The organism is Planctomycetia bacterium (assembly GCA_034440135.1).
Taxonomy (GTDB): Bacteria; Planctomycetota; Planctomycetia; order Pirellulales; family JALHLM01; genus JALHLM01.
In genome coordinates, this window is record JAWXBP010000342.1 from 1 (window position 1) to 17,328 (window position 17,328).

General features: G+C 62.6%; 5 protein-coding genes. 4 read left to right on the forward strand and 1 reads right to left on the reverse strand.

What is annotated here, in order from left to right:
- The first annotated feature begins 13 nt into the window (after nt 1-13).
- Nucleotides 14-9,916 (forward strand): autotransporter-associated beta strand repeat-containing protein, encoded by a 9,903-nt coding sequence (locus tag SGJ19_20680; GenBank protein MDZ4782669.1) that lies wholly within the window; start codon nt 14-16, stop codon nt 9,914-9,916.
- A 403-nt stretch (nt 9,917-10,319) separates the two neighbouring features.
- Here the strand turns inward: SGJ19_20680 and SGJ19_20685 are convergent, their stop codons facing one another.
- On the reverse strand, nt 10,320-10,478 hold the full coding sequence (locus SGJ19_20685; protein ID MDZ4782670.1) for a hypothetical protein: 159 nt from the start codon (nt 10,476-10,478) through the stop codon (nt 10,320-10,322).
- A gap of 488 nt (nt 10,479-10,966) precedes the next feature.
- On the opposite strand from SGJ19_20685, the gene SGJ19_20690 reads away from it, so the two are divergent.
- The 3 genes from SGJ19_20690 to SGJ19_20700 form a co-directional block, all read left to right on the forward strand.
- Nucleotides 10,967-14,644, forward strand: coding sequence for a GAF domain-containing protein (locus SGJ19_20690; GenBank protein MDZ4782671.1), 3,678 nt, complete (start codon nt 10,967-10,969; stop codon nt 14,642-14,644).
- A gap of 89 nt (nt 14,645-14,733) precedes the next feature.
- Nucleotides 14,734-15,600: a TIR domain-containing protein gene (locus tag SGJ19_20695; GenBank protein MDZ4782672.1), complete on the forward strand. Its 867-nt coding sequence runs from the start codon at nt 14,734-14,736 to the stop codon at nt 15,598-15,600.
- A 339-nt stretch (nt 15,601-15,939) separates the two neighbouring features.
- Nucleotides 15,940-17,328: sulfatase-like hydrolase/transferase (locus SGJ19_20700; protein MDZ4782673.1), on the forward strand; the 1,389-nt coding region annotated here is incomplete at its 3' end.

Below are 17,328 nucleotides of genomic sequence, written 5' to 3' on the forward strand. Positions count from 1 at the left end.
CTTCTTGGGCGGAGTGAGCGGCGACTGGACGGCGTTCAGCGGCAACACGTCGAACTGGACGACCGACGCCGCCGGGACCACGAACACCAATGCGTTGCCCGGCTCGACCACCGACGTTCACTTTTATGCAACGGGCGCCACCAACCTCAACACGACGCTCGGCCAAAACTTCGCCATCGCCAGCTTGACGATGGATGCCGCGGCGACCTCCAATGTGTCCATCGGTTCCGGCGGCGGCATTCTGACCATCAATCCCACGAACTCGACCAGCGGCGATACGATCACCGGCATCAAGCTCAACCCGGGCGCCGGCAGCCTTAGTATCAGTGCGCCTCTCGTTTTAGGCGCGAGTCAAACCTGGGCCAACAACTCCGGCAACACGCTGACCGTCTCCGGTGGAATTGGCGGACAGGGCGTCATGACGAACGCGGGCACGGGAACCGGCGGCGTGGTCATCAGCTCGGCCATCGACACCGACGTGAGCGGCGTCATCCAGAACAGCGCCACCTCGCAGTTGACTCTCAGCGGCATCAACGCGTTCACGAGCGGGCTGACGATCAAGTCGGGAACCGTGCTCGGCCTGGTGAACGCCGCCGCGTTCGGGCCGGCGGCCAACGTCGTGACGCTCGGCGATTCCGCCGGCGGCTCCGCCGCGGCGACATTGCTGGTCGGCACGACCGGCTTAATCATCCCGACCCAGATCGTGTTGGCCTCCACGACGACCGGGACTTTGACGATCGGCAACACCGGTACCGCCGTGTCGACGACGTTCAGCGGCGGCGTCACCGGCGCCAATAATCTCACGATCAATAATAATGCGACCACCGGCACGATTACGCTGGCCACCGGCGCCGTAAACAACGCCGGAACGGTCACCAACACCGGCCTAGGCACCGGAACGACGACGATCAGCGCACCGGTCGGGACGAACGTCACCGGCCTGCGACAAGCGAGCGACACTTCGGCTTTCACGGTCAGCGGCGCGCTAACGGTCAATAGCGCCGGCACGACGATTAGTTCGGCGGGAGCGGCTCTGTTTACCGTTTCCAGCGCGGTTTCCGGCACCGGCAACCTCATCGCCGATGCCGACGGGTCCGGCAACATCACCTTCCAGACCGGCGCGATGAATCCGATCGGGTCGATTACGAATTCGGGATCCGGCACCGGCGTAGTGACCTTCAGCAACGTCATCGGGACGAACGTCACCGGCGTATTCCAGAACAGTGCGACCTCGCAGTTGACCCTGACCGCCGCCAACACGTTCACCAGCGGCGTGACGATTAATGCCGGTACTTTGGCGGCCAGTGGAAGCGCAAATGTCTTGGGTACCGGCGCATCGACGTTGACGTTGGCCGGCGGGACGCTCGATTTAAGGCACTCCGCCCTATTGGCCTTCAACCGCGCGACGACGGTCACGGGCGATGCGACGATTATCAGCGAGAAGAGCGTCGCCGGCGTCGGTGTGAATTACACGTTCGGAGCCTTGTCGATCGGCGGCAACACGCTCAGCGTCAACGGAGGGAACGTCACCAGCGGCACCGCCGGTTTGATCTTCGGAGCGACGACGTTCAGCGGGGACGCGACGTTCAACATCGCCAACCCGGTCGGCGGCGGCGCAACGCTCCTCACGCTGGGCGCGCTCAACGACGGTGGCGCGGCGCGGACCATCACCAAATCCGGCTTGGCAACCATGACCTTGGCGACGGCCGCGACAAGCATCGTCGACGGTACACGATTCAATATTTCGGCCGGCACTCTGAATTCGAATAACGCCACGGCGCTGGGAACCTTGGCGACCGTCGACGTGGCCGACGGCGCCCTGTTCAATGTCGGCGCCACCCAGACGATCGGCGCGCTGTCCAATACCACCACGAGCCTGAACACCGGGTCGGTCACGGTCGGATCGGGCTTCGTGCTGACGATGGGTAGTACGAATAACTTGAATGCGACGTTCAGCGGCGTCATCAGCGGCGCGGGCGGCATCGCCAAGGGGGGAAGCGGGACGCAGACCTTGACGGGAGCGAATACGTTTGCCGGCCCGGTTACCGTTCGCGAAGGTGTTTTGGCGCTGGCCGGCGGGAACAATCGGCTGGCGACGTCCGGTTCCGCCGCTTATGTCGTGACGCTCGGCAGCGGAACGACCAGCGGCAAATTGGCGCTCGGCGGCGCCGGCGGACCCGTGAGCCAAACGTTTAATCAAACGACGGCGTCGGGAATCCTGGTCACGAGCGGAACCGGTACCGCGAACAGCGTCGTCGGCGGCGCGGATAACGGCGGTAATCCGGCAGGTAACTCGGTCCTGACCTTGAACATCGGCACCGGCTTCACGGACACCTATGACGGACTTATCGGCGGCCCGGGACTCTTCGAAAACAACATCAACCTCGTCAAGAGCGGCGGCGGAATTCTGGTGCTCTCCGGCGATTTGAGCGGCTGGACCGGCACGGGCAGCGGCCCGAACGACCCGACCCGGCCGACGCTGACGATCACCGGCGGCGTTCTGCGGCTGACAAGCACCGCGGTCCTGAACACGGCCGTCTTCAACACGGGCGGCCTGATCGACGATCAGGGCTTTACCGCGGGAGCCAACTTCTCGCTGATCACGACCGGCGGCCTGATCACGCTCAGCTCGCCGACCGATGATTTCAGTTCGGTGGGGATTACGGCCGCCTCCCACGGCGTCGTCGCATTGAACTTCAACAACACCGGAGTCACGGGCTTCAACGGCAGCGACATGTACTTGGGAGCGGTGGGGGCACGGCGTTATTCGGGAACGACGCTCGCGGCCGGCGCCCTGAATACTTACCGTTTCGGCGGCGGTGCCCCGTGGGCCGCACTGGGAACGGCGACGACCGGAGGAAGCGGCGGCTATCTGCAGATCGCGACGGAGAACGTCGTGACCGGGGCCAACAACGTCATCATCGGCGACAACGGCAGCTACAACAGCGGCGCCGGGCTCTTCGGCGGCAACAGCACCGTCGAGTTCACGGCGAACCAGAACTACACCGGAACCACGACGCTGGCCGGCGGCACGCTGGTCGTTTCAGACATCAATCAGCTCGGCAATCCGACGACGCCCGCCGGCAGCATCATCTTCGACGGCGGCATCTTCCGCTATGCGGGAAACAACAGCGACATTTCCGCCCGCGCGACGATCGCCGGCGGCGCGGTGATCGACACCAACGGTCAAAGCGTCGCGTTCGCCGCGGGCATCGGCAATTCAAACACGGGAACGAGCGGCTTGAGCGACGGCGGCCTCGCGAAGATCGGCCTCGGAACGTTGACCTTGAGCGGAGCGAACACGTATACCGGCACGACCCGCGTTTCCGCGGGCACGCTGCAACTGAATGGCGCTACGGGTTCGCTCTCGACCACTTCCGGACTGACGTTTGCCGGGCCGGGCACGTTCCGGTTCGATAACGTCGGCGCTCTGGGAGCCATCTCTCAGACCCTGGGCGCGCTCAGCTTTGCCGCCGGCGACGGCACGATCCTTTCCCAGCGCACCGCCGCACAAGATACTACGCTTACGTTCGATTCGTTCGCTCGGACAAGCGGCGCCACGGGTAACTTCACCGTGGCCGGCGCGGGAAGCACCGCCGCCTTGAACCAAGTGAAGTTTGCCTCGCCTCCGGCGGCAGGCCAGTTCCTCGATGCAGGCCTGTATTTTGGCGGCAACAACTACGCCGCGTACGACGCCGGGGGATTTGTCCGGGCGATCGTTTACGGCACGGATACGAATACCGCAACCTCGGCAGCCGGCGTCACGCTCGGCGCCAACACCGGCAGGGACATAAACCAAACGGGCATCATCTCGGCCCAGACCACCGACACGATTAACTCGTTGCGAATCGCCGGGGCCTTCAATCTCACGATCGCGGCCTCGAACACCCTGACCATCACCAGCGGCGGATTATTGAAAGCCGGCGGCAATGCCGCGTCGATCCTCACCGGCACGCTTCGGGCCGGTCCCACCGGGACCGGCGAACTGGTCGTCCGCACCGACCTGGCCACCGATCTGCTCACGTTTAGTTCCACGATCGTTGCCGGCTCGATTACTAAAAGCGGTGCGGGCACGCTCACGCTCGGAACCGCAACCAATACGATTACCGGACAGATCGTGATCAACGGCGGAACGTTGGCAATGGACGCCCAAGCGCGCTACGGCGCTACCACCGGGTTCACCTTAAACGGCGGGGCGTTGACGTGGACCTCGACGGCGGCTCTGGCTAAGACGTTCACCTTGGGTCTTGGCGGCGGCACGTTCAACATCACCGGCGCCGGCAACCAGACGATCGGCATCGCGGGCGACTCGATGTTGTTCGCCGGCCTCGGCGCTCGCACGTTGACGATCGGCGGCGTTTTGATCGACCGCAGGCAGAATCTCCTGTTCGGCATCGGCGACAACGGCGGGCCGACAAGCCTCGTGTTCACCGGCGCGGCGGACACGTCGGTCGTGCAGCTCAGCGGCAATAATACCTACACCGGTACGACGACGATCAACCGCGGTATCCTGCAACTCAACTCGGCCCTGGCGTTGCCCGGGGGACTCGGCGGCACGACGCTGACGACGACCAACACCGGGGGCGGAAACCTGGTTTTTGCCGCCACCGGCGTGACTCGCGCCGTCCTCGAGTTGACCGCGGCAAGCGGCGACTTCTACCGTTCGCTCGGCACCGGCTTCGACCAGGTTCAATTCACGGGTAACGGCGGCTTCAGCAACGGCGGCACCGGCACCCGCATCGTCAACCTCGGCGGCTCAGGCGCCCAAGTGACCTGGGGCAGCGGCGGCTTCGTCCCGACCGGAAACATTCTCGACCTCGCACAGTCGGCCGGAAACAGCCTCGGTTCGACCGGCATTATCGACTTCCAAAACGATATCCAATTGGGTGCCGCGGCGCGCACCGTGGACGTCTCCGACGGGTTTTCGGCCGCGGGCACCGGCGGCGTCGATGCGATTTTGAGCGGCGATCTATCTACGACCGCGGCTACCGGCGGATTGACGAAAACGGGCGCCGGAGTGCTGATGCTCACCGGCGACAACGCGACCGGCGCCCTGGCCGGCAGTCCGATCGTCGTCAGCGGCGGCTATTTATTGTTCGATGGTGTGAGTTCCATCCTGGGTGCGGCCGGCAGCCGCAATGTGCTGCTCGCGGCGACGACGGGCGTGGCACTTGTAGGAGCGACCGACATTCAACCGTTGCTCGATCGGATCAACGGCGCCTCAGCCGGCGGGTCGGTGATGCTGGATACCAGCAACACCAGTGCGTCTGCGGTCATCGATATGAGCAACGCGGCGCTCGCGAATATTACCCTGGGGGCCTACAGCAACGTCGGCGGAACTCCGATCTATTACGGCGGCTCGATCATTGCGAACGGCACGACGTACAAGTTTGGATCTCCGACCGAGGCCTCCAAGGGGGGACTAGGCGCCGCGGCGTCGGCCGTTCAGCGCAATACGAATCTGCTGGTACTCACCAAGCAAAACGTACTGACCGGCGCCAACTCCGCCAGTTTCAATATCGGAACGTTCTATTTCACCAACTCGAATGATTTCACCGGCGGCATCAGCCCGTTCACAGGCAGCCAAACCAATATCGGCATCGGCAACGATGCCGCGCTCGGCACCGGTTTGATCAGAGTGACGAGCACGACCGATTTTATCGGCTCGCTCAACGGCGACCACACGTTGAGTAATAACATCCAGACGACGGTGACCGGTAACTTTGTCGTCACGGGCAACACGACGAACGACGGCATTGCCAACCCGGGTGCCTTTACGTTCCTGGGAACTTTAAACGTCGTCACGTCTCCCTCGCTTTTTGCCCGTGCCGGCAACAACGCCACGTTCCTCGGCGACATCAAGGCGGTCTCGGGGACGCCGACGGTCACGTTTAACACCGGCATTTTCAACTTGTTGACGACGCCCGCCGGTGCCGTGAATAAATCGATGGCGGCCACGTCTGTAGCGGCTTTGACGACGCTGGTCATCGACAGCGATCGTTCGTTGGGCGCGGTGCCGGTCGCGCCGGCAACCAATTTGACGTTAGCCACGACGTCCACCCTGCAGGTTCAGCCGGGCGCTAACTCGACGATCATCCTGAGCAACAATCGCAATATCGCGGTGGCTGCCAACGCCGCTTGGGCGATCAACGTCGCCGGCGGCCCGGTCGTCGGCAACTCGACCCTGGAAATTCCCGGCATTATCTCCGGCGGCGGAACGGGGGTGTTTTCGAAGTTAGGTTTGGGCACGTTGACGCTACGCGGTCAGAACACCGTCGCCGCAACGACCGGAACCGGCGTCCAAATCTTCGGTGGTACGTTGATGTTGGACTACGCGAATTCAGGCGTCGCGACGAACATGCTTTTGCCTACCACGAATCTCACTTTGGGCACGGGCACGAACCTCGCGTTCGGCAACGGCGGAACGTTGTCGATCAGCTCCAATAACTTCAACGTCGCACAGACGTTCGCCGCCTTCCAGTTTACCGGCAAGGACAATTTCGTCGTCTTGAACAACATCTCGGTGAGCAACTCGCTGACCCTCAACTTGCCGGCGGCGATCACGCGAACCGGCCTCGGCGGCACGCTGAACTTCCAAACGACCACCGCCGGCGGCGCGATCACCGTCAACTCGACGAATGCGGGAACGAACGGCATCGTGGCGGGGGCGACCTGGAACGGCGCGGATCTGGTCGCCGCCGGCGGCACGACCCTGACGCAATACACCGGCTACACCGCGCTGACGGGCAACACGGTCGCTTCCAACACCGTTACGAACGTGAAGGTGGACAATTCGACGAGCGGCGACGTCACGCTGGCGGCGACCGGAACGATCGACGCCAACACGTTCACATTCTTCGACGCCGCCGCGCGAACGATCGACGTTCGCAACGGCACGACGGCAGGGACGCTACGGCTGGGAACCGTCGGCACGATTCTGGCCGGCAGCGGCACCGGGCCCTTGACGATCGGCATCGCCGGAACGGCGGGAAGCTTGACGGCCGGCGGTACGGCGGCGAACGCCGCCGGGGAACTCATCTTCATCAACAATTCAGCCAACAAGATGACGGTTAATTCGGCGATCGTTCTCAACGGCACCGGCGTGACGACGGTCGTTAAATCCGGGACCGGAACGGTCGCACTGGCCGGGCTGAATACGTATACGGGTTCGCTTTACTTAAACGGCGGCATTCTCGAATATGCCAACGGCTCGGCCTTGGGCCAGAACCTCGGCAGCCAGGCCGCCGCCGCCACGAACATCTTGATGAACGGCGGCACTCTGCGTCAGACCGCGACGAACAACCTCATTTTCGGTCTGACTTTCAACACGATCAGCGCGATTGACGTGCCGAACACCGTGACCGTGACGCAGACCGCTCAAGGAATGATCGGCATCGCGGGAGTGCCCGGGATTCTGCAAAAGACCGGCCTCGGAACGCTCACCGTCAGCAGCACGACCGACAACCTGAATCTGAGCGTGCAGGTGCAAGCAGGCACGTTTAACATGGGGAAGGCTTCGACGGCGACGGTTCACTCGGTAAGCGGCGGCGCGGCCGCGGCGGCGTTGATTATCGAAGACCTTGCGACCGCCGCGATCACGGGTACCGGCGGCGACCAAATCCTGGATACCAGCAGCGTCGTCGTGAGGAGCGGAGGCACGTTCAACCTCGGCACTCAGAGCGAGGCCATCGACGGCCTGGCCGGCGGCGGATCGGTGATCGGCACCGGCGGAACGCTGACCCTCGGCGGCACCGCGGCCTTGACGAACAACCAGGCCAACATCTCGGCGTACACGTTGGCGGCTGCCGGCGCCCTGGTGACGAACACCGGCCTCAATAATTTCAGCGGCGTGATCAGCGGCTCGCTGGCGGTGAACAAATTCGGTGCAGGCACGCAAATCTTCGGCGGCGAGAACACCTACTCCGGCGGGACGACGATCACCGCCGGCACGCTGAAGCTGGCCACGACCAACGCCCTGCCCGGCGGCGCGGGGAAGGGCGACGTCACGATCGTCGGCAATACCGTCATCGGCGGTTTGAACGTTCCCGGGACCCTCGACCTCGGCGGCTTCAATCAAGCGATCAACGGGCTCAATTCGACGACCGGCGGCATCATCGTCAACACGATCCCGCTGTTCTTCACGAGCGGTGCCTGGACCGCAACAGCCGGAACCAACACGCTGACGATCGGGAACGACGATGCGAACGGCGCCTTCAACGGCACGCTGCAAGACGGACTGACGATCGTGCCGGTTCCCGGCACCGGCGCCGGTACGTCGGTAGTCGGCGTGTTGGCGCTGACGAAGACGGGCACCGGCACGCAAACGCTGAGCGGCGTCAATACGTACACCGGCGCGACGACGATCAACGGCGGCACGTTGATTTTCGGATCGACCGTCGCGAACGGCGCGATTCGCGGCGACGGCATTGCGAGCAAGACCGTCGCCGACGTGATCGTCAACTCGGGCGGCACGCTGAATTGGATGGACGGCGATCAGATCGCCGACGACGTGACGATCCAGATCAACGCCGGCGGCACCCTCGCGTTCGACGGCCCGAACTTTACCGGCTCGAACCGTCACGAAAAATTCTTCAACCTCATCAACGACGGCGGCACCTACAGCTCCGGACGCGGCTTCACGGTCGAGATCGTCGATCCGACCTGGAGCGGCGCGGCCGACAACACGATCGCAGGGACCGACATCTACGGCGAACTGATCGTCCGGAACACGGGGATCAATCGGGTGCTGGGCGACGCGACCACCGGCTTGCCCGGCTCGATCACGATCAACGCGCCGGGGACGGACGGTCTTCTGTTCGACGGCGCGGCCCTGGCCACGACCCTCCGACTCAGTTCCGACGCCGTCACCGGCGGTCGCCTGAATCTCAACACCAACTTCGCTTACTCGGGGACCGGCCCGAGCGCTTCGGGCATCGTCAACTCGGTGACCACCACGGCGGCCGGCGTCGACAACGCGGGGCTGTTCGGCGCCCAGGCCGGGTTCGTCGATCTCGGCAATGCGGTCCGGACCTTCAACGTCGCCGACGGCGTCGGCACGACGACCTCGACCGGACTGCGCGGGGCCGATTTCGTCGTCACGGCCCGAGTCACCAACGGCGGCATCGTGAAGCAAGGTGCGGGCGAACTCGTCGTGGTCAACACGGCGAACAACAACACCATCAGCGGCGGCATCACGGCCGCGGGCGGCCTGCTGACCATGGGCGGCAACATCGGGGCGACCGGCGGCACGTTCGCGTTGTCTTCCGGCGGCGGATTCTCCGCGGGTGCGACCGTCGTCACGTCAGGCAACATCCAGACCGCGATCGGTTCGATCGGCACGGCCGACTTCCTCAATACCGGAGCCGGGACCAGCACTTGGGCCGGCGGTTCGACCCTCGTCTTCCAGTTCAAGAACGTCGCGGCCGACGGCGTCACCGGGGCGGGTACCGAATGGGACCTCATCAACAACAACGTCGGCGCCCTGCTGATCAACGCCGACAGCTCGAACAAGATCACGCTCTTGATCGAGTCGCTGAGCGATTCGATTACCATCGGCCAGGCCGCGAACTTCGATCCGACCACGTCGACCGACTATCTCTGGAAGTTCGCCACCAACGTCGCCGACCCCGCCGCCGCTTCCAAATTCCAGTTCGACGAACGGGGCGTCTGGTCGAGCGGCACCTTCACCAACGGCTACGGCTCCTTCTCCCACGCCGGAGCCGGCTCCTTCTACGTCACCACGATCGCCAACGACCTCTATGTGGGCTACACGGCCGTTCCGGAACCGGGCAGCCTGTTCCTGGCGGGGCTCGCCGTCGCCGGCCTGGGCTACCGCCGCTTCAAGCGACGTAAGCAAGCAAGCACCACCGAGGGCGAAGCCGAAACGCAAGACACGAAAGTCGCCGGCGACGCCTAAGCTCCGTCGATCGACGACAACCCGAGCGAGCGGGCGCTCCGACCCTGCACCGTCGGACGCCGAAACCGGCCGTGCTTGGGCAACGCCGAGGGGGCCGAACGGCGGCGGTCCTGTTCCGCTTCGCGGCAACTTGCAAAGCCCTCTCAGTCGAACCCTGGGCTTGTCTCCGCGACGGGAATCAGCTTGCCCTGCATCCCCAGGAACACGTTTGCGGGCGGATCGTCCCTTCGTGATGTTGCGCGCGGGAGAACACACCGGATAACGATCACCAACGGGGGCCGTTCCCCAGCCGTCGTCGGGCCCGTTGTCGTACACCCGGTTAAACAGCAGCAAGGCGTTCGCCTTGGGCGACACGGTTGCATCGTCCGCCCGGAGGCGGCGGGCCGCGAGGCCTCGCGGGCGCCTACCGCTTGGGCTGCGCCGGCGGCTCGACCTGCACTTGCGGTTCGACGACGTAGAGCCGCAACTCGCGGTCGCCGACCGTCTTAAAAACGTACGGCTTTCCGACCGGCTCGGCCGATCGAAGGCTCGCCGAGAGCAAGATAATGCTTGCCGAGAGCAACCAAACGATCCATGCGCACGGCGTTCTCCCTTACACAGTCGCTTGGCGAAACGCTTCGGCGTGAGGAGCCGCCTCAAGGGGCCAGGATAACGGATTTTCCCCGGGCCGGTTTAATGCCCCGTTTAACGATCCCATTCCGAAGCGTATTTCGACTCGTGAGACGTGCCGGCGATTACCGTCCGAACACCCAGCCACGGCAAGCAATTGCCGGCCTCGTAGTGTTGTAAACGATACCGGATACTTTCCGAACGTTCCTATCCGTCACACCGACTGTATCTGGCGGTCATGCTCAACGCTTATGGAGAGCGCACGTCGTGCCGACATACGCGATTTAATATAGTTGCCATGCGACTACGGCCTGAGGTCCTGACGGCGCCCGCGCGGCGGGATCTCGGAAAAACCTTGCGACGACCTGCGAATACACCGACAATTACGGCTTCAGGTCTCGACGCATCGCCACGCAACGTTCCCGGCACTGGAGCTTGCGCATGTCCACGACCGCGCCGCCGTCTATTTCCCTCGAACCGATCCGCCACTCGCGATTTCTTGAAGGAATCGTGCGTCACCTTCCCGATCCGATCTTCGTCTTCGACGCTCTCGGTTCGGTGCAGTATTTGAATTCCAAGGCGATCGAGCTGGCTGGAGGCGAGGAAGATCGCGTTCTCAAGCTGCGTTTTCACGATCTATTCGAGGGCAAGGACTCGTCGTTCGCGGCGTTGAGCTGCGCTGACGTGGCCGATCGACCGGAAACGGTTTGTCGGATGCGGCACTGCGATTCCACCTCATCCGACATTTTGCTCATTTCTTCGCGGATCACCGACGACGAAGCGAATTCCTATCTGCTCTGTTTCGTACGTCCGGTGGAGTTATTCGATTCGGGCCGCCGCCGGCAAACGCCGGCCAAGATCTCCGCGGAATTAATCCCCGTGAGAAAAATACCCGAAGTGCTGACGAACGTCACGCGAATGCTGGCCGAAATGACGGAGGTCGATCACGCGACCATCACGTTAATCGACGAGGAAGAAAAACATTTTATCGTTCAAGTCGAGTATCCGGTGACGAGCGGTCGTTCGCTCGTTGGGGGGAAAATCCCGATCCAAGGTCACGCCACCCAGGAAGAGTTGCTCCATGAAAAGAAGCCGGTGGTCGCCCCCGACGTATCCAAGCATCCGATCGTCGCCGAATCGAAACGGGTGGCGGAGTTCGTCCGCAACCTGGGCGTCCGCTCGATGCTCATCGTTCCCTTGGTTTACAAAGGGCGAGTCATCGGCACGATCGGCCTAGATTCCATCCGTGAAGTTCGGCATTTCTCGCCCGCCGAGGTCGAGATGTGCTGCGCCATCGCCGATCAAACCGCAATGGCGATCGAGAACTCGCGGATGTTCGACAGCGCCGTGCGCCTGCAAAAGCAGTATAGCGAAGCATACTCCGCAGCCAGTCTCGACGGCGTCGCCGACAAGGTGCTGTCCGATTTGGAATCGCGGGTAACTTTCTGCAAGGCTTCCATGCAGTTGATCGTGAACGGACGCCGAGTCCTGCTGGGGGGCCGCGGCTTCGACAAAGGCAAGGCCTCGCCCCGCCTGCTGGGTCGAATCGAGTTCGATCCGATCGTCAAGAGCATTATGGACTCGAAGCAACTGAACATCATACCGGATACGCGACTGCAATCGGGGTGGAGTCGTGTTCCGGAGACGTCGGACGTGAACTCGTGGGTCGGCGTGCCGGTGCTTTGGGATAGCCAGCCGATCGCGCTGATTACGCTGGACCACGATCAATTCGGGTTCTATGCGAAGGATGACGACGCCTTGCGCAACACGCTTTCGCAACTGGCGAGCTCTGCTGCGGTAGACATTCACGAAGCCTATCTATTCGATGCGGCACAACGGCAACTCGACGCGTTCAAACTCGTGACGCGGATCGCCGAAATCGCGACCGCCCAGTTGGAAAAGTCGGATCTCCTCAACCACGCCGTCCAAAGCGTGGCCCAGGCGATGCGAAGCGAACAATGCACGCTTTTTCTCGCGGAAAACGATGACGATACGCTCATCGCCCAAGCCGCCTGGCCCCCCGTCACCGAACCGCACCTCAGCCGAGTGCCGCTGACGGGCGGCGCCGCTTCTCACGAATCTCCGATCGTGCGCGCCTTCCGAAAAACGGAATGCGTCGTAGTGGGCGATTTCCAAGATCCTGAGACCGCCGGCTGCTTCGCGATCGGCCCCGGAATTCCGAGCGACACGCAGTCGTTGTTGACGGTGCCGATCATTATCGGCGACCAGACGCTCGGCGTCCTCGCCGTATCACACAGCTCAAAAATCAACGCCTTCAACGCCAGCGACGCCTTGCTGTTGGAGACGGTGATGCGTCACACGGCGATCGCCGTCGAACGCGACACCGGCCTGGGCGTAGTGCATCGCGTCGGCCATCAGATCCTACGAGCGACGGATATCGACGACATTCTGAAGGAAATCGTCGAAGGGGCCATCAAGGTCACCCACACGTCGACGGGCGTCATCTACCTGGTCGATGCGAACAGCTTCGAACTGCTAAGCACTTTTCATCCGAAGGAATCGGTTCATCCGCGACCCCGGCTCGACAAGGACGATGGCATCACCCGGACCGTCATACGCACGAAACAGATGATCGAACTTGACGACATCACGAAGGATCCTCACGTCAACCCGGAGTTGCGAGGCCGCTATCGATCGATGGTCGCCATTCCCCTGGTACTCGACGACGAGGTCAAGGGGGTGCTATACCTCAACGGAACGCGCGAGCGGCGATTGACGGCCATCGAAAAATGGTTTGCATCGACGCTGGCGGACCAAGCGGCCATCGCCATCCAGCGGATGCAGCTCGACCAGCAGCTACGCGACTCCGAGACGAAGTACCACTCCCTGGTCGATCACATTCCCCAATACGTCTTTCGCAAGGACCAAGATTCGCGTTTCACCTATGCCAATGAAAAGTTTTGCAAGAGCGTCGGACTGACAAGCGAACAAATCATCGGCAAAACCGATTTCGACGTTTACCCTCCGGAGCTGGCGCAAGCCTATGTCGAAGATGATAAAGAGGTTCTTGATACGGGACGCCGCATCGCCAAGACCGAGCAAAACCGGTCCAAGACGATGAAGGTGCCGATCAACGTGAAGGTCGTGAAAACGGCCGTCCGAGATTCGGAGGGAAAGATCAGCGGCGTGCAGGCGATCTTTTGGGACGTCACCAAGGAAACGCGATTACAGTTCCGTTATAGCTCCCTGTTCAACCAGTCTCCCGACAGCATCGTCATACTTCGCAACGGTCGCATCAAGCTGGCGAATTCAGCCGCTACCAAGCTATTTGGGGTAAAGAGCGTCAACAATCGAAACTTGCTCGACTTCATCGATCCCGAGTTTCGGGATCTGGCCGTCGAGCGGCTCAAAAAACTTAGCCAGAACGAGAATGTCGAAGATGTGATAGAAATGCGAGTGTTACAAGGAGACGCGACGGTCGACGTGGCGGTCTATGCGCGACCGTTGCCGCACCAAGACGGCATCCAGGTCGTTTTCCACGACCTCACGCGATACAACACGCTACTCGAGGAAATGCACCATCGAGTCGCCAAGGCGTTGCATGAGGTGACGCAGTGCCTGGCTAACCAGAAGCTACTGACTCCGCACGAGGAGGTTCGAGACGCCTTCCGAGCCGTGGAACGGAGAGTCATCGCCATGGCGGAGGTTCATCGCATGATTCACATTCAGTGGGGAACGTCACTCGTGCCCATGGATACGTACCTGGAACGACTTATCCACCAAGTATTTGAATCGCACGGCAAGCTCGAGAGCGACAGTGGATGGAACCTTTCCGCCTCGGAAATCGCGCTCGATGCGGATCAAGCGACCGCCTGCGGCGTGATCGTCGCCGAACTCGTTTCGAACGCCTTGCTGTATGCATTTTCCGAGCAATGCGACGGTACGATTGACGTGCGAATGACGCGGATCGACGGATCGTGCACCCTGCAAGTCAAAGACTCCGGCGGCGGATTCAAGGACCAAAAGCGCACGGGGAGCTCCAGGGGCCTGACGTTGGTAAGAAGAGTCGCCAAGGAACGTCTTAAGGGAACGATCGATATCAATACGTCCCGCGACGGCGTCTCGGTGACCGTCGTTTTTCCCATGACGCCCGCCTAGGAAGCCGACGGCGGGCGCTTCGGGCTATTCAGCGTTTCTCGTTGGGTTGAAGGCCGGCCCGGTAATCTTGACGACAAGGGGCGTCGAATATGCAGAGCGAAGAAGGCCCCCTCAAGGGTCGAGTTCTGATCGTCGAAAATGATCGGGGCATTGAGTGGTGTCTCGACAAGCAACTCGTGGGCGCGGGCCATACCGTCATCGGCATTGCGGGAAGCGTCACGGGAGCGGTAAACGCGGCCCGACAAGATCTACCTGACGTCGTGATTATGGATATCCGAATCCCCCAGGAGGACGGCGGCAGCCCCGACCTTTCCAACGGAGGAATCCAAGCGGCGAAACAGATTGAATCGTTGGGCGACGTCGGAGTTATTTATCTCACCGGCGCCCAGGCCGACGGCAAACTCTTGTCGAGAGTCCTCAAGGATACTCCGGGGGCGACGTTCTTGACGAAGCCGTGCCTCGAAGAGCAAGTCTTGGCGGCCATCCAGTTGACGCTGATGAGGCGTAAAGGCATGCGAGTCGTCTTCGTATGCTACGCCCATAAAGACAAGTCCTATAAAGCCGAGTTGCTGAGCTATCTTAGCTCCGTGAAAAGTCTCGGGGTCGATTCCTGGGACGACGAGAAAATCTCGTACGGGGGTCGCTGGAAGGTTCAAATTTCGGCCGCCCTGAAACGCGCCGATGTCGCCATTCTGTTAGTCAGCATTCATTTTATGAACTCGGTGTTCATTAAGGAGGTCGAACTTCCGACGTTGCTAAAGGCCGAAGAGGAACGTGGCATCAAGATAATTCCGGTGTTTGTCGGAACGGTGCCCGAGGCCGCATTGCGAGAAAGCGGGCTGAGTGAGTTCCTCGGAGCGAATAAGCCGAACGAACCACTCGACAAATGGTCCGCGAAAGATCGTGCGGCTAAGGTCTGGAGCCCGCTCTGTGACGATTTGGCGAAGAAGCCCTGACCGCCCCTCTCTCGGGTCGACGTAAATTCCAGGAAGCTGACGGATGAGGCATCTCCGTGGATGTCGCCGGGGCTGAGGAGGGCGACCCTGGCCTGGCGAATGATGCCACGGCCGTTTGGCAGGTGCCAATCCCCCTCGCGACCGCGATCATCGACGAGTCGGAGGCGGCCGTTCGGCGCGGCGCAACGGTGGGAACGGCTACTCGGCGGCCTTCGACTTCAGCAATTGGTTCGATAGTCGGTTGACCCGCGCCCCGGCCGAGCCGATATTGCGACCGGGCGGCGCATCATTTCGGCAGTCGCCGCCAAGCCGTGCCTTGTCGCTCCGGAGAATCGTCCGATGTCCATTGCCCGAATCCTCGCCCCGCTGGCCGCCGCCTTGCTGACCATGAAGGCCGCGGTCGCCGCCGATCCGGCCGCTCCTTCCGCCACGGCAGCGCCGCCGCGGCCGAATATCGTCTTCATCCTGGCCGATGATCTCGGCTACTCCGACCTGGGCTGCTACGGCGGCGAAATACAAACGCCGAACCTCGACGCCCTCGCCGACAACGGCCTCCGCTACACGCAGATCTACAACACGGCCCGCTGCTGGCCCACGCGCGGCGCGCTGCTCTCCGGCTACTACGCCCAGGCGACCGGCCGCGACGCCGGGCCCGGCATCCAACGTTCGCCGGCGCGGCCGCCCTGGGGCGGGCTGCTGCCGGAACTGCTGCGGCCGGTCGGCTATCGCTCGTACCACTCCGGCAAGTGGCACATCGACGGACCGGTGCTCGCCTCGGGTTTCGATCGTTCCTACTCGCTGGAAGACCACAACCGCAACTTCGCGCCGCAGAAACACACCGAAGACGACAAACCACTGCCGCCCGTCGCGGCCGACGCCGGCTACTTCACTTCGACGGCCGTCGCCGATCACGCCATCAAATGCCTCCGCGACCACGGCGCGGCGCACGCCGATAAACCGTTCTTCAGCTACGTCGCCTTCACCTCGCCCCACTTCCCGCTGCAAGCGCCCGCGGCCGACGTGGCCAAGTACCGCGACCGCTACAAGGCCGGCTGGGAAGCCGTCCGAGCCGAGCGCTACGCCAAGCAACAATCGCTCGGGCTCTTGAACTGCAAGCTCTCGGAGACCGAGCGCGACCTCGGCCCCCCCTATGCGTTTCCCGACGACATTGCCAAGCTCGGCCCGGGCGAAGTGAATCGGCCGCTCCCCTGGAACGAACTCACTCCCGCACAGCAGGAGTTCCAAGCCGCCAAAATGGCCGTTCACGCCGCAATGATCGACCGGATGGATCAGGAGATCGGCCGGATCGTCGCCCAGTTGAAGGCCATGAATGCTTTCGACAATACTTTGATACTATTCGCCAGTGACAACGGGGCGAGCGCGGAGATCATGGTCCGGGGCGACGGCCACGACCCGGCGGCCGCGCCCGGTTCCGCGGCGACGTTCCTCTGCCTCGGCCCGGGCTGGTCGACCGTGGCCAACACGCCCCACCGTCGCCACAAAACGTGGGTCCACGAAGGGGGCATTTCAACACCGCTGGTGGCCCACTGGCCGCGCGGCATCGGGGCTCGCGGGGAATTGCGGACCGCGCCCGGGCACGTGGTCGACTTCGTGCCGACGGCCCTGGAGCTGACCGGGGCGACCAAGCCCGCCACCTACGGCGTCGGCTTGCCGTCGCCCAAGCTGCACGGTCGGAGCCTGGCCGGCACGTTTGCCAACGACCAACCA